At 43.4% G+C, this 20987-nt stretch carries 17 protein-coding genes; 8 read left to right on the forward strand and 9 right to left on the reverse strand.

Annotated elements, in window-relative coordinates; all coding sequences use genetic code 11:
* Nucleotides 1-15 precede the first annotated feature (15 nt).
* Genes I8J31_RS01580 through fhuB form a run of 4 tightly spaced genes read left to right on the forward strand, consistent with a single transcriptional unit; the run spans nt 16 to nt 4410 of the window.
* On the forward strand, nt 16-744 hold the full coding sequence (locus I8J31_RS01580; RefSeq protein WP_199466432.1) for a siderophore ferric iron reductase: 729 nt from the start codon (nt 16-18) through the stop codon (nt 742-744).
* Complete coding sequence (locus I8J31_RS01585; protein WP_199466433.1) at nt 732-1499, forward strand: ABC transporter ATP-binding protein; 768 nt, start codon at nt 732-734, stop codon at nt 1497-1499. Before I8J31_RS01580 ends, I8J31_RS01585 begins: the two co-directional genes overlap by 13 nt.
* Nucleotides 1493-2428, forward strand: coding sequence for an iron-siderophore ABC transporter substrate-binding protein (locus I8J31_RS01590; protein ID WP_199466434.1), 936 nt, complete (start codon nt 1493-1495; stop codon nt 2426-2428). The genes I8J31_RS01585 and I8J31_RS01590 overlap by 7 nt, the downstream gene beginning before the upstream one ends.
* Nucleotides 2425-4410: a Fe(3+)-hydroxamate ABC transporter permease FhuB gene (gene fhuB, locus I8J31_RS01595; RefSeq protein WP_199466435.1), complete on the forward strand. Its 1986-nt coding sequence runs from the start codon at nt 2425-2427 to the stop codon at nt 4408-4410. The genes I8J31_RS01590 and fhuB overlap by 4 nt, the downstream gene beginning before the upstream one ends.
* Before the next feature lie 18 nt (nt 4411-4428).
* Here the strand turns inward: fhuB and I8J31_RS01600 are convergent, their stop codons facing one another.
* A complete protein-coding gene (locus tag I8J31_RS01600; RefSeq protein ID WP_199466436.1) occupies nt 4429-4839 on the reverse strand; it encodes a winged helix-turn-helix transcriptional regulator in 411 nt (136 codons plus the stop codon).
* Between the two features lie 95 nt (nt 4840-4934).
* Here I8J31_RS01600 and I8J31_RS01605 point away from each other — a divergent pair, with 95 nt between their 5' ends.
* Nucleotides 4935-5783, forward strand: a complete 849-nt coding sequence (locus I8J31_RS01605) for an SDR family oxidoreductase (RefSeq protein WP_199466437.1) — start codon at nt 4935-4937, stop codon at nt 5781-5783.
* Nucleotides 5784-5904: 121 nt separating this feature from the next.
* Here the strand turns inward: I8J31_RS01605 and I8J31_RS01610 are convergent, their stop codons facing one another.
* The 4 genes from I8J31_RS01610 to I8J31_RS01625 are packed head-to-tail and all read right to left on the reverse strand — an operon-like array spanning nt 5905 to nt 12533.
* Nucleotides 5905-7602: an ABC transporter ATP-binding protein gene (locus I8J31_RS01610; RefSeq protein WP_199466438.1), complete on the reverse strand. Its 1698-nt coding sequence runs from the start codon at nt 7600-7602 to the stop codon at nt 5905-5907.
* A complete protein-coding gene (locus I8J31_RS01615) occupies nt 7603-9288 on the reverse strand; it encodes an ABC transporter ATP-binding protein (RefSeq protein ID WP_199466439.1) in 1686 nt (561 codons plus the stop codon).
* Complete coding sequence (locus I8J31_RS01620) at nt 9278-10531, reverse strand: MFS transporter (protein ID WP_199466440.1); 1254 nt, start codon at nt 10529-10531, stop codon at nt 9278-9280. The genes I8J31_RS01615 and I8J31_RS01620 overlap by 11 nt, the downstream gene beginning before the upstream one ends.
* On the reverse strand, nt 10521-12533 hold the full coding sequence (locus tag I8J31_RS01625) for a TonB-dependent receptor (RefSeq protein WP_199466441.1): 2013 nt from the start codon (nt 12531-12533) through the stop codon (nt 10521-10523). Before I8J31_RS01625 ends, I8J31_RS01620 begins: the two co-directional genes overlap by 11 nt.
* 106 nt (nt 12534-12639) lie before the next feature.
* Between I8J31_RS01625 and I8J31_RS01630 the strand changes: the two genes are divergently transcribed.
* The gene (locus I8J31_RS01630) at nt 12640-13533 is read left to right on the forward strand and encodes a helix-turn-helix transcriptional regulator (protein WP_199466442.1); all 894 of its coding nucleotides are present in this window, start codon (nt 12640-12642) and stop codon (nt 13531-13533) included.
* 73 nt (nt 13534-13606) lie between these two features.
* Here I8J31_RS01630 and gyrB read toward each other — a convergent pair whose 3' ends face one another.
* From gyrB to dnaA, 4 genes are all read right to left on the reverse strand, one after another.
* On the reverse strand, nt 13607-16030 hold the full coding sequence (gene gyrB / locus I8J31_RS01635) for a DNA topoisomerase (ATP-hydrolyzing) subunit B (RefSeq protein ID WP_199466443.1): 2424 nt from the start codon (nt 16028-16030) through the stop codon (nt 13607-13609).
* Nucleotides 16031-17137 (reverse strand): DNA replication/repair protein RecF, encoded by a 1107-nt coding sequence (gene recF / locus I8J31_RS01640; protein WP_199466444.1) that lies wholly within the window; start codon nt 17135-17137, stop codon nt 16031-16033.
* Nucleotides 17138-17222: 85 nt separating this feature from the next.
* Nucleotides 17223-18320: a DNA polymerase III subunit beta gene (gene dnaN / locus I8J31_RS01645; RefSeq protein ID WP_199466445.1), complete on the reverse strand. Its 1098-nt coding sequence runs from the start codon at nt 18318-18320 to the stop codon at nt 17223-17225.
* Nucleotides 18321-18353: 33 nt separating this feature from the next.
* Nucleotides 18354-19904 (reverse strand): chromosomal replication initiator protein DnaA, encoded by a 1551-nt coding sequence (dnaA, locus tag I8J31_RS01650; protein WP_199466446.1) that lies wholly within the window; start codon nt 19902-19904, stop codon nt 18354-18356.
* A 513-nt stretch (nt 19905-20417) separates the two neighbouring features.
* On the opposite strand from dnaA, the gene rpmH reads away from it, so the two are divergent.
* Entirely contained in the window at nt 20418-20552 is a 135-nt protein-coding gene (rpmH, locus tag I8J31_RS01655; protein WP_084035504.1) for a 50S ribosomal protein L34, read from the forward strand.
* 8 nt (nt 20553-20560) lie between these two features.
* Nucleotides 20561-20959, forward strand: coding sequence for a ribonuclease P protein component (rnpA, locus tag I8J31_RS01660; protein WP_199466447.1), 399 nt, complete (start codon nt 20561-20563; stop codon nt 20957-20959).
* Nucleotides 20960-20987: the final 28 nt, after the last annotated feature.

The following is a 20987-nucleotide window of genomic DNA, read 5'->3' on the forward strand; positions in this document are numbered from 1 at the left end:
AAACCCATAAATACGATGGAAGAACCTTTACACCATCTTTTCTCAGAGAGCGAACAGTATCTAGCACTGTTACAAGGAAGTGAGCTAGATACTGATTTAGAAGAAAGTAGTCAGCTTTTATCAGCGGCTTGTGCTGAACCTTTCTTAGCAAGTTTGCATCTCGAACTGAATAAGGCTCACCCGGAAGCGGGTGCGCCTTATTGGCGTGTAAGGTCTTGGGGACTAAGTTGCTGGCAGCCGATATATTTGGCACTAATTTGTGTTTATCATCTGAAACTTGTTCCAGAAAATTTAGGCAAATTACACCAAAAGCAGCAACAAGATTATGTCGCAGGATACGCTTTACCGGATGGAAAATGGCTTTCAGGCAACCATGAAGCATTAGTTCAACAAACCGCAGAACGACTCAAAATCTTATTTGACGCCTTACAAACCGCTCACCTAAAGCAATTTGGTGGACGAGAAGCCCTATATCAAGGCTTATTAGCCGATCAAATAATGATGGTAATGGTAGCTGCTGCGACGCCCCCTGCAACGCTTGCTGATATTCAAAAAGAATACCGTTTGTGGGCCAAACATTTGGATTTAACGACAGATCCATTAAATCGACTCAATCAGGGTGCAGAGGAAATAACCTTTCTTCGTCGTAGTTGCTGCTTACACTTCCGTCGTAACGATGGCGAACTGTGTAACAACTGCCCCAGAGCGTTGAAAAGTAAAAAAGGTACTTCATGTTTGAATTAAACCAAGTGCTCGTCGAACGCAACAATCGAAAAATTCTCGACATTCCAAACTTACAGTTACCAAGCGATCAAGTCTGTGTAATTCTAGGTCACAACGGTTCAGGCAAAACCACGCTGATGCAATGCCTCGCTCGTCAACTTTCTCCTGACCAAGGTGAGATTACTTTCAATGGCCAGTCATTAAGTCGCTTCTCACAACGCAAGCTGGCACAGAATATTGCCTTTTTACCTCAGAGCTTGCCGATATCCTCTGGACTCACAGTGCGTGAGCTCGTTCAACTGGGTCGCTTTCCTTGGCGGGGTACCTGGGGAAAGTTAAAAAGAGACGACCATACCATCATAGAGTCTGCAATAGAGCAGGTTGGAATAGATCAGTATGCGAATCAATTTGTCGAAGATTTATCAGGAGGAGAGCGGCAACGAGCATGGATTGCCATGTTATTAGCGCAAGAATCACCCGTTTTACTGCTTGATGAACCGACATCAGCGTTAGACATTGCCCATCAATACGAGTTAATGAGCTTACTGAAAAAGCTCAATCAAGAAACAGGACAAGGGATGGTCATTATTCTGCACGATATTAATCTTGCCGCACGCTACGCCGACTGCATTTTTGCCATGAAGCAAGGTCGCTGCTTTTTCCAAGGTTCCCCAGAAGCACTCATGCAGCCAGACCGATTAGAAGCGCTTTACGGCATCCCCATGTCGCTTATCCAACACCCAGACAACAGCAGCAAGGTGGCGCTTGTATGTTAGTACTTACTTCAAAGAAAAAGAGAGATTTTAAAGCGATACTCTTCATCGCCTGCACTTGGGTAATGCAAGGGCACGCCGAGATTCGAATACAAGGCGATCTGGGTGAAAGCATTTTTTCAGAGCCACCAAAACGTGTAGCCGCGTTAAGTTGGGAACTGGCCGAAAATGTTATAGAGTTAGGGGTTTCACCTATCGCCGTCCCTGAAATAACGCTTTATAAGGAATGGGTCAGTAAGCCATCCATTCCTGCCACCAGCCAAGATATTGGCAGTCGAGCAGAACCAAATTTCGAGAAGCTCGCACAGTTAAAGCCTGATGTCATCTTAATCACCACAACGTTAAAAGACATAAAGCCAAAATTAGAAAAAATCGCGCCAGTGATATTTTTTGATACCTACCGTGCCGATCACAATAATGCCACCAAAGCCGATGAAGTGTTTCTAAGCATTGCGACCTTGCTAGATAGAAAGGCACAGGCCGAGGTCAAATTACAACAACGGGAAAGCACTTATCAACGACTAAAAAACCAGCTTAATAAAGCCTTTCCAGATGGCTTACCAAAAGTCACCACCATGCGCTTCGCCAACACGACATCGGCTTATCTATACGTTGATAACTCTATGCCACAATATGCGTTAGAAGCGATCGGTATCGAGAACGCAATCTCATTGAAAAGTAGCCAATGGGGTATTATACAAAAGCGTCTAAAGTTCCTACGATCCATTAATCAGGGTACGGTGCTGTACTTCCAACCCTTTTATCAAGAAGACAAACTCAACAGATCACCTTTATGGCAAGCCATGCCGTTTGTTCAACAGGGCAAGGTCGCTTCCATTGAATCAACCTGGACATATGGTGGTGCTATGTCTCTGCAATACCTAGCTGAATCCATTACTGAGGCTTTATTAAAAGTAACACGTACACAATGAACCGATCTTCTTTATTGATACCGTTCGTCGTAATTGTATTATTCACCTTATTGGTCTTTTCGTTTCTACAAACGGACTCACCACTGACCTTTGCAACACAGTGGGCCATTGTTCAGGGAAATATCACTCAAGACTTCGATCAAGTGGATTGGGCGTTTTCTCGCTTGCCTAGGCTAGCCATGGCGTTATTAGTTGGCGCTGCTATGGGATTAATTGGTAGTGTCATTCAGCAATTAACACGCAACCCCTTGTTGTCTCCCGTGACGCTGGGGACATCCAGCGGCGCTTGGATGGGGCTAATTATTCTCGCCATTGTCTGGCCAGAAGGGCAAGCCCATTATCAAGCCATGGCCGCCATGATCGGGTCACTTCTTGCACTTGGTTTAGTTTTGTTGATCAGTGGTATACGACAGCTTACTGGGCTGTCTATCGTACTGGCAGGCATGGCGGTTAACTTATTATTTGGTGCCATTACTACGGCGTTAATCTTGCTCAACGACCAATACGCACAAAACTTGTTCATTTGGGGCGCTGGCGATCTGAGTCAAAATGGCTGGCAGAAAGTCCATTGGCTCTGGCCTCACTGTCTAATTGGCATTGCCATTTTGGCTTACGCTGGCAAGCCTCTCACTCTGTTAAAGTTAGGTCAAAGTGCGGCGGCAGGACGCGGTTTAAACGTTACGGCTCTGTTTCTTATCTTGATGGTGTCAGGTCTATGGATGTTATCTGCCGCCATCACCATGGTTGGCATTATCGGTTTTCTAGGTTTGGTTTCGCCGAATTTAGCGCGTTTATTGGGCGCTAGAACGGCCACATTTGAACTTTGGCTCTCAAGCTTACTTGGTGCCATGTTATTAGTTGCTGCTGATAACTTAGCCATTCTGGCGAACATCTTTACTTTTACTCTTGTACCAACCGGGCTGACAACCGCATTAATTGGCGCGCCACTGTTAATTTGGTTGATCCGACAACGGCTAAATCAAGCTGACAATACAGTATTCCAAATGCTTCATGGGAAACAGACTTTAAGCCGTGAGCGCATTTTCATCGTCATGGCCGCATTCCTGCTTTTTATTTTGCTCGGTGTTTTCTTTCACATCGAGCAAAACAACTACCTGTTGCAATGGCCAAATGACCTAAGTTGGCCTTTACGTTGGCCTAGAATCACCGCCAGTATCTTTGCGGGTGCGGCGATGGCGGTTTCAGGCGTCATTTTACAAAGACTGATTCATAACCCCTTAGCCAGCCCTGATTTATTAGGCTTGTCGGCAGGAGCCATATTAGCCCTCATAGGTACCAGTACCTTTTTCGGTATCCGTTTAGGAGAAATGGGGTCACTTGTGGCTTTCTCCGGCAGTATGGCTGTGTTGGGACTTTTGTTATTGCTAGGCCGCCGCTTTCGCTTCGCCGCCGCGCCAATGATTCTAACTGGGGTGGCTTTGTCTGCCCTGATAGAAACACTTGTACAGTTTGTTTTAATTAAAGGTACAGAGGATGTTTTCGATATTCTTCGCTGGCTGGCCGGATCGACCTATCGAGTCACACCAAATCAGGCCATCATCTTGATGCTTTGTAGTTGTGGGTTGATGATATTAGCGTTAAGCCTACATCGCTGGCTCACATTACTGTCAATGGGAAAAGTTACCGCCGCCGCAAGAGGGATCGCCGTAAAGCCTGCCTTCATCTTGCTATTAATGTTAGCCGCCGCCCTATGCTCATTAGTGACCGCACTGGTTGGGCCCATTACCTTTGTCAGTATTGTTGCTCCCCATTTAGCTAGCTTATTAGGAGCACGTCATGTGGTCGCTCAATTATCTTTATCCGCCTTACTTGGTGCCACCTTATTACAAGCCTCTGACTGGCTAGGGCAAACACTAATATATCCCAACCAACTGGCTGCAGGCACCATGGTGGCGATCATTGGCGGTGGGTACTTTGTGATATTGCTAATAAAAAGCAAAGCAAACAAGCATTCTTTCTAATTCATAAAAGCATGGGAACTAAGGGGCTTCTTCTATTGAATCTTTATTTCCGGCAAGGATGCCTGAAAGATTTTCTTCTATCCAATTAGCCAAGCCGACGACATGCACAGCCGCTTCTGAACCAAGTTTTGTCAAACTGTATTCCACATGGGGAGGCACAACAGGAAAAGAAGTACGTAAAACCAAACCATCTTGTTCCAATACCTGTAAGGTTTGAGCCAGCATTTTTTCACTAACGCCTTGAATAATACGGCGTAGTTCACTAAAGCGAAATGTGTCACCTTCGTGAAGGGCGATCAGCACTAATCCGCCCCAACGGCTTGATATATGCTTTAAAACCTCACGGGCAGGGCATTGGTCTGATAAAACATCACCACGACGATACCTTTCTGAAAGAGCCTCTTTCACCAAGTTGACTTTTTCTTCCATAATTTTCTCCATACTTACCTTTTGGTATGTACTTACTAAAAGTTTGTTAGTGGTTTATTGTAGCCCTATCAACTTAAAACTCAAAGGAGAAAACAATGATTTTAGTAACAGGCGCTTCAGGTCAACTTGGCCGTTTGGTAATTGCTTCCCTATTAGAGAAGACAGAGGCAAGTAACATCATCGCAGCGGTTCGTAACCCAGACAGTGTTAAAGACCTTGCTGAGAAAGGCGTACAAGTACGACAAGCCGACTACTCTCAACCAGAAACCTTAGTGAAGGCTTTTGCCGGCGTAGAGAAATTACTGCTGATTTCATCAAGTGAAATCGGACAACGAACACCTCAGCACACCAATGTGATCAATGCCGCAAAAGAAACCGGTGTTTCTCTTATCGCCTACACAAGTATTTTAAAGGCTGACAATACACCATTAGCACTCGCCGACGAGCATTTTGAAACTGAAAAATTACTTGAAGAGTCTGGTATCCCTCACGTATTGCTACGCAATGGCTGGTACTCAGAAAACTACGTAATGGGCTTACCTATGGCACTAGAGCACGGTGCAGTATTAGGTTGTGCTGCGGATGGTAAATTCTCTACCGCAACACGCGCAGACTATGCCGAAGCCGCTGCAGTTGTGCTGACCAGCAACAATCAAGCTGGTAAGGTCTATGAATTAGCAGGCGACGCCGCTTTCACTCTAACAGAGTACGCCGCAGCCATTACGGAAGCCTCCGGCAAAACCGTGGTATTTCAAAACCTCCCTGAAGCAGAGTTCAAAAAAATGCTACTGGGCGCAGGTTTACCTGAAGGCTTAGCAAGTTTATTTGCTAACTCAGAAGCAGGCGCTGCAATTGGCGGACTTTACAGCGACAACAAAAGCTTGAGCGCATTAATTGGCCGTCCAACCACTCCGATCATGGAAACCATTAAAGCGGCGCTTTAATCGCTTTTAGAACACATCACCTACCGTTTTAAACCAAAAAGTCTCATTCAAATCATTGAGTGAGACTTTTTCTGTTCCTATTATCTTCTGAATCCTTTAAAGGGCTTTGATCTTGAAAATATCATTCTGGCGTATATTGCCACATATCCCGATATAAACGTGATTTCTTAAGCAACGCCTGATGAGAGCCCTTAGCAACGATGCGGCCATATTCCATCAATATTATTTGATCCGCTTGCACTATGGTATCAAGACGGTGGGCCACCATAATAATGGTTTTATTCTGATAAACCTTATGCAGACTCTGTAACACCGTCTTTTGGGTTTCACTATCTAACGCCGATGTAGGTTCATCCAGCAGTAAAATATCCGCCCGACGCAATAATGCTCTGGCAATGCTCAAACGTTGCTTTTCGCCTCCTGAGAGATACATACCGTTCTCGCCGATTTGCTGATCCAAACCAAGTGGTAAGTTAGTAAACCATTGATGTAGCCCAACGTCCTCCAAAACAGATATTAATGCGTTATCTGTCGACAAACTATCGGCAATTAAGAGATTTTCTCGTATGGTACCGCTAAATAACTGAACATGCTGACCAACATGAAGTAACGATTGATACAGGTTTTTAGTACCTATATCTGCTATATCAATACCTCCCAAGGTAATACTCCCTGATGAAGGAGCCTGAAAACCAGCTAACAAATTAAGTAAGGTACTTTTACCACTGCCAGAAGGGCCAATAATCGCGCAAAATTGGCCTTCATTAATGGAGGCCGACAGGCCGTGCAATGTGTCCGTTTCAAGGCCATGGTTAAACGAGGCATGATCTAATACGAATCTTCCATATGAAACACCTTTCCCTTCAATAGTTTGGTTAGGCAAAGTTTGAATGTCATACAACGCTTTAGCTGAAGACAAAAGTACTTTTGATTCTGGCAACAACATACTGAGTGTGTGTTGAACTTGCATCAGATACAGCGCAATAAGTGCGGTAAAAACCCATGTCTGAATGGCTAAAACATCATTAGAGATCAACCAACCACTCATCACCAAAAAACCAACAAGTCCAAATTGGCTAATCAGATTGGGAACTTGACTCGCGATGCCTCCAGATTTTTCCAATGTTAGCCCTGAACGACGTAATATTTGCAGTCGCATAACCAATGGTTCTAATAGCAAATCCGTCACAGCATAGCTTTTAAGCATAGTGAGCCCTTGCAAATATTCAAATAGTTGGCTGCTAGCCAATGCTTGTTCATGATGATCCGCAGTGATTTTTGGTGTGAAAAATTGACTCAATAGGCGATAGCAAAGCCATGCAATTGGTAATGGAAGAAGGGTGGCTAACGCCAGCATTGGCTGTAAATAAACCAGTATTGTTATCAACGCAATAAACAACATAAGCTGTGCGATGATATCCGCAAGCAAGTGTGAAAAAACCTCTTCAAACTGTTTAAATTGGGTTGTGAAAAGGTGCTGCCACTGACCAGATCGCTTACCTAATAATAGATTTAATGGGAGACGTCGTAACCGATCTAATAATGTGACACGTAGTTGATTTGTCGATTGATACGCACCAACAAAATTAAAATAACCACCTTGAGCAAAGGCAAACTTAAGGAGTAGAGCAAAAATAGAAAGGCCAGAAAGGGCCGTTATTTGTAAAAGGCTAAATACATCACCTTGATTAACCATCCAGATAAACATCACAACAGGAACAAGGTCGACCAGCTCTTCCATTACCCGTAATACCCAACCAAGTAAAACAATACGGTTCACACTCTGGTTGTTTCTGATGAGTTTATAAATATATGACATTTAAACCTCCACTTGTTCGAGGTAAAAATGCTGTTGGAAAGTTGTACTCGGTAATTCCAAAGTGGCATGACAATAATCACGAACATTGGCTCGATGGGAAATAATGATTTGTGTTTGATTTGGGAAGGCTTGCGATAAATTATCCAATAACCGCAGCTCAGTAACAGTATCTAAATGAGCGGTAACTTCATCTAAAATAAGGATAGGTGTATTTCTTAACAGAGCACGAGCTAGGCCAAGACGTTGTGTTTCTCCTCCACTAAGTAATCGGCTTGCCTCACCTACATCGGTATCCAAACCTTGTGGCATCTGTTCAATAACTGACGTCAACTCACAAACCTGAAGCACGCGATCTACAAACTCTTGCGAAGTCGAGTTAATTCGATCCAGCAGCAAATTATCTCGCAAGCTACCACGAAAAAGAAAAGTCTGTTGTGCAGCCATAGCGATCCACTGTGCTCTTTGCTGTGCCGAGCATGTTTGAAGTGAGACGTTATCTAGCCTCCAAGCACCACTTTTTAGGGCAATCATCCCCATTAAACTCTGCGCAAACGTAGACTTACCACAGCCGGACTCTCCGATGACAGCAAGGCGCATACCAAGCTTTAACTCCAAAGAAAGATCATTGATTAACACTCGGTCTGCTAATCCTAGCGTTAAATGGTCGGCACAAAGAGTAAACTGCGTCGGGGAAGGATGCATTTCAGAGACTTCTTCAACAATATTTAAAAGGGGTAACAACTGATTAAGAGCATCAAGTGCCTCCATAGTCTTCCCGAACATTTGTGTAGCCAGCAACCAAGGTTTCATTAATGCCAAGCTTAATATGACTGTTAACCCAAATGCCATATCGGAGATTTGTTGTCCACTCCACAACCACCCACCAAAAGGAACGACAAAAAATACCGAACATCGTGATACTGTAGTAAAGCTTGTCCAGCCTTGTATCAATTGTCGAGTGTAGGTCTGTAGAAGGGCATGATGTGTGTGAATAGCGGTATCTAGTTGCTGCAGAGAGTCCTGATCCTTCAAGAACTGCTTTAGAACAGAAGCACCTTGAACAAAATCGAATACCGCTTTGTCTATGCGTGCAACGCTTTGATTGTATAAGACTTGGCGTTCCGGAAAGGCTTTCATAATATGCACCTGCAACCACAGGGCGATAGGTAATGGCGCCAATGCCACCAGCGCCAAGCGCCAATCTAACCAACCAATTAAGGCAATGAATAAAATAGGCTGCAGTAATAGACTCAGGGTTTCTACACCATAATGGGCAAGCAACAGGGTCAAACGGTTACTGTCTCTAAGAACCCGCTTTTCAAGATCAGATCGGTGCCATTTAGTTAATTCTGCCAACGGCGCTCGTGCTAGCTGACGCACGGACAACTCACGCACTCTTTGTACAATACGATAAGCCGCAAGGTGACACAGCCAATAAGCGCCACTCATTAACGCCAATCGGCTAATGATCAACAGACCTATAACGCCGGCAAGCCAAAACAACTCTTGGCTATCTTTGTCGAGTACCGCTTGGGCTGAAAAAAAGACAATGAAATAAACAGCCACCTCAGCACCACAAGCAAGAATGGCAGTTATCAGTCCTAAGGTGAAAGCTTTATGTTCAGTTTTAATCAGCGACCATAAAAAAGCGTAGGTACTTTGAGTATTGATGTCCTCAAGCCTCATTAATGCCATTCCCTATACTTTTCACTACATTGAAAATGTAAAATACGGCACAAAAAACTAAAACAGAACTCAGCAAAAAGTGCGAACTGTAACCCAATAGCCCAGCTAAGCTACCTGCAAAAATAGAAAAGGCAATTGTCCCCAGACTTTCTGCACTTAGAAAGATGGTGAAATCAGTACCTGGCTGAGCCCCTTTTGACCAGTTCATAAAGAGTGACAAACAAGTTAAAGATACCATGCCATCAAGTATGGCTAAGGCCGCAGGCAATATAACCATAAGACTTAAACCAAACAGCTTCCATTCATTCTCCGAATCGATGCTTAAACCCAGCAATGCAATAACAAGTGCCTGAAAAATACCACCAAATAAGATCAATTTAGAGGCAGATACGCGTATTTTTCTAATTAAATAATGCCCAATTGGCGCTCCTATCATGCCCAACAATACCAAGTTAAGCGTCGATAACTGTGCCACTTGATCTAAGCTGTACCCGCTGTCCACCCAACTGGTTTGTATCATATTATTGCTTAAGCCTGTGGCGCCTTTGAATAACAGCGCTACCCCCAACACTTTCCAACGATTAGGCTGATGCGCTAGGAACTGCCGTAACGACACCTTTGCTCGAGTACTAATCGATAAAAGCGCTACATCGGTAGTAACAACCCGCCATGAAAGCCAAGCAATGCCAAACATCCATAAGGCACAAATGCCATGAAAAAATGTCCATGACAGGGGCTCGATGAGAATGAGAAAGACAGGTCCCCCAGCTAACATTCCTAAGGTAAACCCAACAAAACGCAAAGTGCTCACCTGTGCGCTTTGCTCTGTACCTTGTTTCTTTATAGCATAACGATCTGTTGCAATATCTTGTGTTGCACAAACCACATTAGCCAGTAATACAGCCATAATTAATAATGTTGCATGGCTGCCCGAAATGAACGCGAGGGCCAAAAACGAAAGGCTAGCAGCCAACTGAATAAGCGCAAGAACACGACCATTGCCGTAGCGAATACAACGACTCTCTATGTAAGCAGACCAAAGAAACTTAACCGCCCAAGGCAGCAAGGCTATTCCCAACCAACCAATGGTTTCTACTGAATAGCCCTGCTGTCTAAGCCATGGAGGCAAGCCTAGCCAAGCTAATCCCATTGGCAATCCCTGAGAAAAAAATAAAACCAGTAACAGAGCACTGTCTTGATAACTTAATCGGCTATCGGATGAAACACTTTGATTAAAAATCATAACGTGCTCTCATACCCACTTCACGAGGTTGAGCTGAAACATAGTAATCATTACCACTGCTACTAAGCCCACGTGTGTACCAGCTTTCATCAAGCAAGTTAGTGCCATAAACCCCTAAGATCCAGCCATCTTGATAATAATTCACCTGAGCATTCACAAGGGTATAAGGCGAGTTTGTTTGTTCGCTATTGGGGTATAGGGTGGATCGAGCATTACGCGTAACTTGAGTACCTAACGCCCAGCTCTTATTGGGTTTCCAAGAGATAGCAGTACCAATACTGTACTTTGGTGTGCTCGCAAATTGACGACCTGAATAGTCCGTTCCTTCGTAAACATAATCATCGTATTCTGCTTCAACAAAACCAGTCATCAGGGCAATAGTTGTTGTCTCGTTAATCAACCACTTACCATTAAGTTCAAGTCCAGTATTGTGAGATTTAGCGGCATTGTCGGTCAATGTTTGACCACTATTTCCTTTCACAATTACTTGTTGATCATGAATTTTAGTAGTAAAAGCTGTAGAGCCAAACTCAAATACATTATTAGGTGAGCGGTAGCGATATCCTACCTCGAAGTAATTAGCAAACTCTGGATCGTACCCATTAGCCGCATCAGAAGAGTTTGTCGAAAAAATATTAAAGCCTGAATGCTTATAACCTCTCTTTATTTTGCTCCATGCATAATGCTGGGCACTAGGAGAATAAGACAAAGTTAATTGAGGTAACAAAACCGTTTCACTTTCATCAACATCATCCAAATAGGTAACACTACCGCCTAATGTTTTAAGAGACCAATCCATTGATCTTTGATTATGCTCTAAACGAGCAGCACCAGCCAAACGCCAAGATGGGGAAAACAACCAACCTAGTTCGGCAAATGCTGCTTGCGTATTGGACGTCACATCGGAATGAGTTTGACTAAGGTAATAGGGGCTAAGATCGAACGTATAAGGAGCTTGTCGTGAGTAGTGATCTAGATAAACGCCAGCAAGCCAATCATATTGTTGCTCTTCACCTTGTAAACGAGCTTCCACACTAGCCTGCTGGGTTTTCATATCAAACCCTGAAGTCCCACCAAAGAGCGACTTTGGTAACCAGTACTGCCATTCACTTTTACTAACACCGGCATTAACCGTTAATGTGTTGTCGTCAATATCACCTATATATTCGGATGTCAGTAGGGTATATAAAGTGTTGTTTATACCAGTGTCACTAGCCTGTGATTGATACTTATCTGATAACGCTTTACCACTAAAATAGTCGTTACCGCCTTTGTTATCGATATGATGCAGGCCAACACGCCACTCACCACCATTATTATCCTCGTGTAGTAACTTTAATCGCATTAATTGGCTTGAGTAATCAGCGCTATCATCACGTTCAAGCTTAGTATTCGTTATATAGCCATCCGAACTTTCGTCTCCAAGCACTACACGTAATGCTGTACGCTCAGACAAAGAAATGCTTTTTGCAGCACGTATTTTACGTGTGTTGTTCGACGCAGCTCCCAATTCAACATAACCATCCTCATCGAATGACGGATCTATCGTCTTAACTGCGATGACGCCACCCATACTATTTTGGCCGTACAAAATACTCTGCGGCCCAAGCAATACATCAACTTGCTCTGTATCAATAAGGCTATCAAGTACAGCTGCACCAACCGACACACCATCTACAAACACACTGGTGCCAACACTATCAGATTCATCATCAGCAAAACCTAAGCCTCGAATAGTGATGGCAGTGGCGCCCTTACTAAACCTTGTGTAGTACAGGTTAGGCACTTCTTGAACAATTTTTTCCAGATCATCAATCCCTTTGCTTTCTAACTCACCAACATCTAATGACGTGCTCGATATAGGGGTGTCAAATTCCGTTGAATTCACTTTGCTCCCATAGACAGTTAAAGGAGCCAAAGCCGTTTCTGCTAAAACATGGCTAGCATTAAAATTAACGATCAATAGCAAAAGAAAGCATTGGGGCTTTGATATATAACGCATGATAAAGATTCCTAAAAAGTGGACTTTTGTCGTAAATAGATGATAATAATTATCAATTCTAATTAGTGCTCCATTTGGTATTTTTTTCACTCCAAAAGGTATTTTTATGTCTGGATCTAGCATGGATAGTAGTCAGTTAGAACAAGGTGTCAGACACCAACATTTACAGCTACAAAAACTACCTTCCGGCATTGAGCTGCTAACCTGGTCAGGAGAATGTGAGGAAATTGTTGAGCGACATGTTCGTGATGACTCTCAAACAATGCATTTTTCATACTGGCTTAAGGGAGGAGTAGAATTCGAGTTGAAGGGAGATAGGCAAAAAGCTTTCTCAGTTAAACCGGGAACTGGGAGTTTAGGTCGTGCATCCAATGGTGAACGTGAAGGTTATATGCGCCAACAAGGTGAGTTTGCACATTTATCCGTTATCATTGATCCAGAAAAACTTGCCTGCTATATGGCTGCTGAAAGCACAGAATCGGCAGCCACACCATTATTTGAAACAGGTTATAAAAGTGTAGAAATGCATACCACTGCACTGTCTTTATTTCATGCCCTAACACACGCTCAACATAATCGGCCTAATTTATGGCTTGAAGCGAAAAGCTTGGAGTTCATATCTTTATTTCAAGGCATGACACCAGTGCAAAGCAAACTTAATGCAACGGACAGACAAAAACTGTACCAAGCTAGGGACCTACTGCTTGCACACCTTGACCAACCACCCACGATAGAACAGCTGGCGCGAGCAAGTGGTCTCAATACTTTTAAATTAAAAACAGGCTTTAAGATATGCTTTGGTACAAGTATATATGGGTTGTTTCAGCAAGAACGCATGCAACAGGCAATGACACTACTAAAGACGCAACATCTGCCCGTCGGGGTGGTTGCTAATCGCTTGGGTTACAGCAATGTGAGCCACTTCGCCAAAGCGTTTAAAAAGCAATTCAATTTTAACCCAAGCGAAGTCAAGTCTACAGGCATGATCACTAAGTCTTAGAGCTATGATAATGAAATAAAAAAGCCCCAACCTTCATAACAAGGTTGGGGCTTTTTAATCAGTAAACTAAACCTTAAACGTCTAGGTTCGCTACCCTCAAAGCATTGTCTTGAATGAAATTACGACGCGGTTCTACTTCATCACCCATTAAGGTGGTAAACATCTGATCCGCTGCAACGGCGTCATCAATCGTCACTTTCAGCATACGACGCGCATCTGGGTCCATGGTGGTTTCCCAAAGCTGATCAGGGTTCATCTCACCTAAACCTTTATAGCGTTGAGTCGTCATGCCGCGATTTGCTTCTTTCATCAACCAAGCTTTCATATCTTCGATGGTTGTGACTGACTGGCGACGTTCACCCCGTTGAATAAAGGATTCTTCTCCAAATAATTCAGTAATGGTATCGGCCATAGCAACAATACGTTTGTACTCAGGTGAATTAAAGAAGGTTGCTTCAAAGCGATAACGGTTAGAAACACCGTGCGACATAATATCAACAACAGGAAGATAAAGGTTACGCTCTTCGTCTTTCTCTACGCCGAAATCAAAACGGAAACCCGTACGTGCATCTTGTGGCATTTGCTGACGAATCGCTTCAACCCACTCCAAAGCAATCGCTTCATCCGTTAAATTTTCTACTGTTAGTGGTTTGCAGTATAAAAGCTTACCCATAACATCTTTAGGGTACACGCGAGACAAACGCTCAATATCATTTTCGATTTTGATGTAATCACGAACCAATTTAGATAAAGCTTCACCCTGAATACCCGGTGCTTCTTCATTCACATACATACGAGCGCCATCAAGGGCAACTTCGATTAAATGTTGATTTAAAGCCGCTTCATCCTTGATGTATTGCTCTTGCTTGCCACGTTTGATCTTAAACAAAGGAGGTTGGGCAATAAAGATGTGACCACGTTCGATGATTTCAGGCATTTGACGGAAGAAGAAGGTCAACAGCAAAGTTCGAATGTGTGATCCATCCACGTCGGCATCGGTCATGATAACAATGCTGTGATAACGAAGTTTGTCCGCGTTAAATTCGTCACGACCAATACCACAACCAAGAGCAGTAATAAGCGTACCCACCTCAACAGACGATAGCATTTTATCAAAACGCGCTTTTTCGACGTTTAAAATTTTACCTTTTAGCGGCAAAATCGCTTGTGTACGACGATCACGGCCCTGTTTTGCTGAACCACCCGCAGAATCACCCTCCACTAGGTAGATTTCAGAAAGCGCAGGATCTTTCTCCTGACAGTCTGCCAATTTACCGGGCAAACCTGCGATATCTAAAGCGCCTTTACGACGAGTCATATCACGAGCTCGACGTGCCGCTTCACGGGCACGAGCGGCATCAATCATCTTGTTGACTATGATTTTGGCTTCACCTGGCTTCTCAAGTAAGTACTCAGCAAAACGTTTACTCATCTCTTGCTCTACGGCGGTTTTTACTTCAGAAGAAACCAACTTATCTTTGGTCTGAGAAGAGAACTTAGGATCAGGCACTTTCACAGAAACAATGGCAGTCAAACCTTCACGGCTATCATCGCCAGTCGTTGCTACTTTTTGTTTTTTCGCTAGGCCTTCTTTCTCAATAAAATTGTTTAATGTTCGAGTCAAAGCACCACGGAAGCCAGCAAGGTGAGTACCACCATCCCGCTGTGGAATGTTGTTGGTGTAACAATAAATATTCTCTTGGAAGCCTTCGTTCCACTGCAACGCCACTTCAACCGCAATGCCATCTTCTAAGTCTTCACGCTGACAAATAAAATGGAAGATATCGTTGATCGGCGTTTTGTTGGTATTCAAATGCTCAACAAAGGAACGTAACCCACCGTCATAGTTAAAGAAATCTTCTTTTCCTGTACGTTCATCTTTTAGATGAATCGCTACACCAGAGTTCAAGAATGACAATTCACGTAGACGTTTTGCCAAGATGTCATAAACGAATAAAATATTGCTGAAAGTATCTTCTGAAGGCTCGAAATGTACCGTAGTACCAGCACCATCGGAATCACCAACAATCGCCAGCGGAGCTTGTGGTACACCATGTTTGTAAAATTGTTCGTATACTTTGCCGTTTTTACGGATAGTAAGAGTTAGAGCTTTGGATAGGGCGTTGACAACAGAAACCCCTACACCATGAAGACCACCTGATACTTTATAAGAATTGTCATCAAACTTACCACCAGCATGTAAGACAGTCATGATGACTTCGGCAGCAGAGACGCCTTCTTCTTCATGAATATCCACTGGAATACCACGACCATTATCGGATACAGAAATAGATTCATCGGGGTGAATAAGTACAGTGATAGTATCACAATGGCCAGCTAGGGCTTCATCGATGGAATTATCCACGACTTCGAACACCATATGATGCAAACCTGTGCCATCGTCCGTGTCACCAATATACATACCGGGACGTTTACGAACGGCATCAAGTCCTTTGAGCACCTTGATACTGGACGAATCGTAATTATTTTCACTCATTTAACTCTCCTGCAAACCTTTGCTCGATAAGGACAGTTCGCCATTATTCATAGAAAAATGACGAACGTCTGTGGTGTCGGCCCACGCAAAATCCGTGGTATCTGGTCCAACACTAGTAATAAAAATTTGGCTATTCAGTGACTCCAACAAACGACATAGCTTCTGTCGATGGTTGGCGTCTAACTCAGCGGGTAAATCATCCACTAAAAACACCAGTGGACGCCCCATATCGATCAAGAGCTGTCCTTGAGCAATCTTCAAAGCCGAGACAACAAGCTTTTGCTGACCACGTGAGAGTGTGTCTAATGCATATCCTGTGGCTGTCTTTACTCGTAAATCAGCCCTTTGTGGGCCAGTATGCGTGTAACCTAGCTCGATATCGCGTTCTCGACCCATTTCAACCGCCGAGGCTAAGCTCTTTTGTGCATCCCACCCCTGAAAGAACTGCAAACTCACCGAAAGCTCCGTCGTTAATGACGATAGCACTCTTAAAAAGTGTGGTTCGAGCTGTTCAACATAGGCTTTTCGAGACACATTGACTTGCTCACCAAGTCGAATCAATTCCTGATCAAATGCCGCCAATAAACTGGACGATATTTTACCACGTCTGAGCAAGGTATTCCGCTGTTTTAATGCTTTTTGCCAGCCTCTCCAAGCAGGAATGAAGTCTTTATCAAAATGAAACACACCCCAGTCAATAAATTGCCGTCGAATACTTGGTGATCCTTCTAATAATCGGAAAGCATCGGGGTTAATTAGCTGTACAGGAAGGCGCTCAGCAAGCTCAATGACGGACTCGGCTCGCTGACCTTGAATACGTACATCTATTTGGCCATCACGGTGACGTTGTAGACCGATAGGAATAGGGCTACCGTGAATTTGATGCAGTTGTGCAAAGACCAGACAATGGGGGTTATCGTGTTGAATATAGGTTTTGTGTTTATGACTTCGAAAAGAACGGCCAAATGAGAGCAAATGGATAGCTTCCAGTACGGAAGTTTTACCACTGCCATTTTCACCGACAATCACATTGACTTGAGGCGAAGGCTCGAAGCGCACACTAGAAAGGTTACGAACATGAGAGATGTCCAAACGCACCAGTGGCATAACACTCAAACCTTAAAATAAAGGAAGAAAAGCCCGCTTGGCTATTTAAACTTTCTAAAATGCCAAGCGGGCAATAGAACAACGATTATAAGCGCATTGGCATCACAACGTATTGCGCTGCATGGCTTTCTGCTTCTTCAATCAAAGCACTGCTGTTAGAGTCGTTTAGCGACAAACGAACTTCCTGGGTATCAACCACACCAAGCACGTCCAACAAATAGCCTACGTTGAAACCCACTTCCATATCGTCACCTTGATATTGAACCAATACGGATTCTTCAGCCTCTTCTTGCTCTGGGTTATTCGCAAAAACTTGCAACATGCCATTTGATAGAATCAAACGCACACCACGATATTTTTCATTCGATAAAATCGAAGCTCGCAAGAACACTTGGCGTAACTCTAAACGATCTGCAATAACGATTTTTTCGTTATTACGTGGAATAACGCGATGATAATCAGGAAATTTTCCATCGACTAACTTAGACGTGAACACATAATCCGCGACTTTTGCACGGATATGATTGGTACCAATAATGAGCTCAACAACTTCATCGGTATCACTCAGTAAACGATTGAGCTCCAAAATACCTTTACGAGGCATAATCACCTGAGTCAAATCACCATTTACTTGTGCATCTTCCACCGCGGTAGCCAAACGGTGACCATCGGTTGCAACAACACGTAATTGGCCATCCGCCACTTCAAGCAACATGCCGTTAAGGTAATAACGTACATCTTGGTTAGCCATGGCAAAACCAGTGCGGTCGATCAAGCGGCGAACGTTGTTTTGTGGAATTGTGACGGTTAAATCCCCCTGCATATCCTGAATATTAGGAAACTCATCTGCAGGTAGCGTCGATAGACTAAAACGAGAACGGCCAGAACGAATCACGGCTTTTTGTTCATCCAAAGTGAATTCAATCACCGCACTATCAGGTAGGCTTTTACAAATATCCATTAGCTTGCGAGCAGGCACGGTAATACGGCCTTCTTCACAGTCATCTAAGGGTACATGTCCTACTAATTCGACTTCTAAATCAGAACCAGTAAGGGTTAGTATTTGGTCTTTTACTTCTACCAAGACATTGGCCAAGACTGGCATAGTCTGCTTGCGTTCTACAACGCCAGCTACCAGTTGTAGCGGCTTAAGAAGTGTCTCGCGGACGACTGAAAATTTCATTATTTTCCTCGTAAACTGAAAGTCTTAGACCAATCAGGTGGTCAGAATTCGCATCAATTGTTTGTAATCTTCACGGATATCCGAATCCGTATCTTGCAGTTCTTTAATCTTACGAATCGCATGCAAAGCTGTAGTGTGATCCCGTCCACCAAAAGCATCGCCAATTTCAGGCAAACTGTGATTGGTTAACTCTTTCGCAAGGGACATAGCCACTTGACGAGGGCGAGCGACAGATCGACTACGGCGTTTGGACAACAGGTCGCTGATCTTAATTTTATAATATTCCGCCACGATGCGCTGAATATTATCAATGTTCACTAGCTTATCTTGCAAGGCTAAAAGGTCTTTTAAAGACTCCCGAACGAAATCCGGAGTAATTGCTCGACCAGTAAAGTGCGAATTAGCAATAACTCGCTTTAATGCCCCTTCTAACTCACGAACATTAGAACGAATTTTTTGGGCAATAAAGAAAGCTGAATCATAGGATAGTTTGATTCCACTTTCATCCGCTTTGCGCATCAAGATTGCCACCCGAGTTTCTAACTCTGGCGGTTCAATGGCAACCGTCAGTCCCCAACCAAAACGCGATTTCAAACGATCTTCCAAACCTTGAATTTCTTTAGGATAGCGGTCACAGGTCAGAATCATCTGCTGTCCACCTTCTAATAGCGCATTAAAGGTGTGAAAAAATTCTTCTTGTGTACGGTCTTTGCCAGCAAAAAATTGAATATCATCAATGAGCAAAGCATCAACAGAACGATAATAGCGCTTGAAGTCATTAATCGCATTCAATTGCAACGCTTTTACCATATCCGCTACAAAACGCTCCGAATGTAAATACACCACTTTTGCATTCGGGTTATGGCGCATCAACTCTGTGCCCACGGCCTGCATTAAGTGAGTTTTACCCAGACCAACGCCACCGTATATAAAGAGGGGATTGTAAGCACCGCCCGGGTTTTCTGCGACTTGTAACGCTGCGGCATGGGCTAGTTGGTTGGACTTACCTTCAACAAAGTTATCAAAAGTAAAAGAATTATTTAAATTAGCACCATGGTTAATACCACCTTCTACTTGGACTTTACGCTTTGGCGGTGCCAGTGGTAATTGCCCCTGGGTATTAGGCTCTAGTTCTGCTCTTAAGTCAGCGCCGGTGCCAGAAAGGGTCAAGGGTGCTTCAAATTCTAGATCCGCATGCTGACTGCCTTCTCCATTCATCAAACCAAATGCAGGTCGATAGCCTGATTCACTTGCAACTTCATTATTAAGAGGGCTAACAATAGCTTCATTAGAAACAGGCGGTGGGGGCGGGGCTTGATTCGCCTGTGCAAAATTTTGATCACGAACTGCAAGTTTTAAAACAGAAGCAGGATCTTCACCAGCAAACTCAGATAACAGCTCTTTTATACGTGTTTGGTATTTGTTGCTCACCCAGTCCAGCACAAATCGATTTGGTGCACTTAAGCACAATTCTCCATTGGGCGACATTTCAGCCTGCAACGGACGAATCCAGGTATTGAACTGCGATGTGGAAAATTCATCCTGCAAACGTTGCAGACAAAGATCCCAATGCTCCAAAGACACTGTTGGCGTACTCCCAGATTGAGTGACAGATAAGAAGCGGATTTTACCTTGAGCACATCAAGTTATCCACATATAAATAGAAATAAAGCAAAATCAAAAGAAATAATCAAACTTTGTTAATAACACAAGACTTTATCCACACCAGTAGATAAAGTCATTGCGATGTGCATAAAACCACTAGTTATACACACTTTTTGGTTACCTTATTTTAATCATTGTTAACAACAGATATAAAACATATTATTTTGATTTTTATACAAATATAAAATTAAAAATATCTTTTTGTGGATAATTTTTTCTTCTGTTAGATTTTTTTGTCCACTGCTGGGCAAAACCCTGTTAATAAGTATTGAATCAATTGTATGCTTATTTATTTAGCAATTAACCTTCGTTAGCCATTGAATTTACTAAGGAAAAGATCTAAAATCCGCGCCCTGATTTGACGATCAAATGCAGAGGCTTGGCTAAGGCTAACCCTCAAAACTGAAACACTGCTTCAGTGAGAGAAGAACGATGAAAAGAACATTTCAACCTAGCGTTTTAAAACGCAAACGTAACCACGGTTTCCGTGCTCGTATGGCTACTAAAAGCGGACGCCAAATCGTCGCTCGCCGTCGTGCCCGCGGCCGCAAGGTACTAAGCGCATAAAAACGCTGATGACCGATTATTGTTTTCCCCGGCATGTCAGACTTCTGAATGCCGGGGATTATCAATCCGTCTTTAACGACACCTCCTCCAAAGTCTTCGCAGGCGAATTCCTTTTATTAGCACGAAAACGAGATGATAACCAAACTCGGTTGGGTCTTATTGTGTCTAAAAAAACGGATAAACGTGCTGTAGGCCGGAATCGTATCAAACGCTTGGTACGTGATTCCTTTCGCCACCATAAAACGCCACTTGAAGGTCTGGATATTGTGTTTTTAGCACGCCAAGGCATTAAAGAGTTAGAGAACCCAGATTTGCATAAACGCCTAGATAAAGCATGGGATCAATTGGCAAAAAAAGCATTAAAAACCCCTTCAAACAAAAAACACGCTCACTCTAAACAGAAATAGGCTGAAAAAACTGCCAAAGGCTGCTTTA

The sequence above is a fragment of the Marinomonas transparens genome, from assembly GCF_016463975.1.
In the GTDB taxonomy this organism is placed as follows: domain Bacteria; phylum Pseudomonadota; class Gammaproteobacteria; order Pseudomonadales; family Marinomonadaceae; genus Marinomonas; species Marinomonas transparens.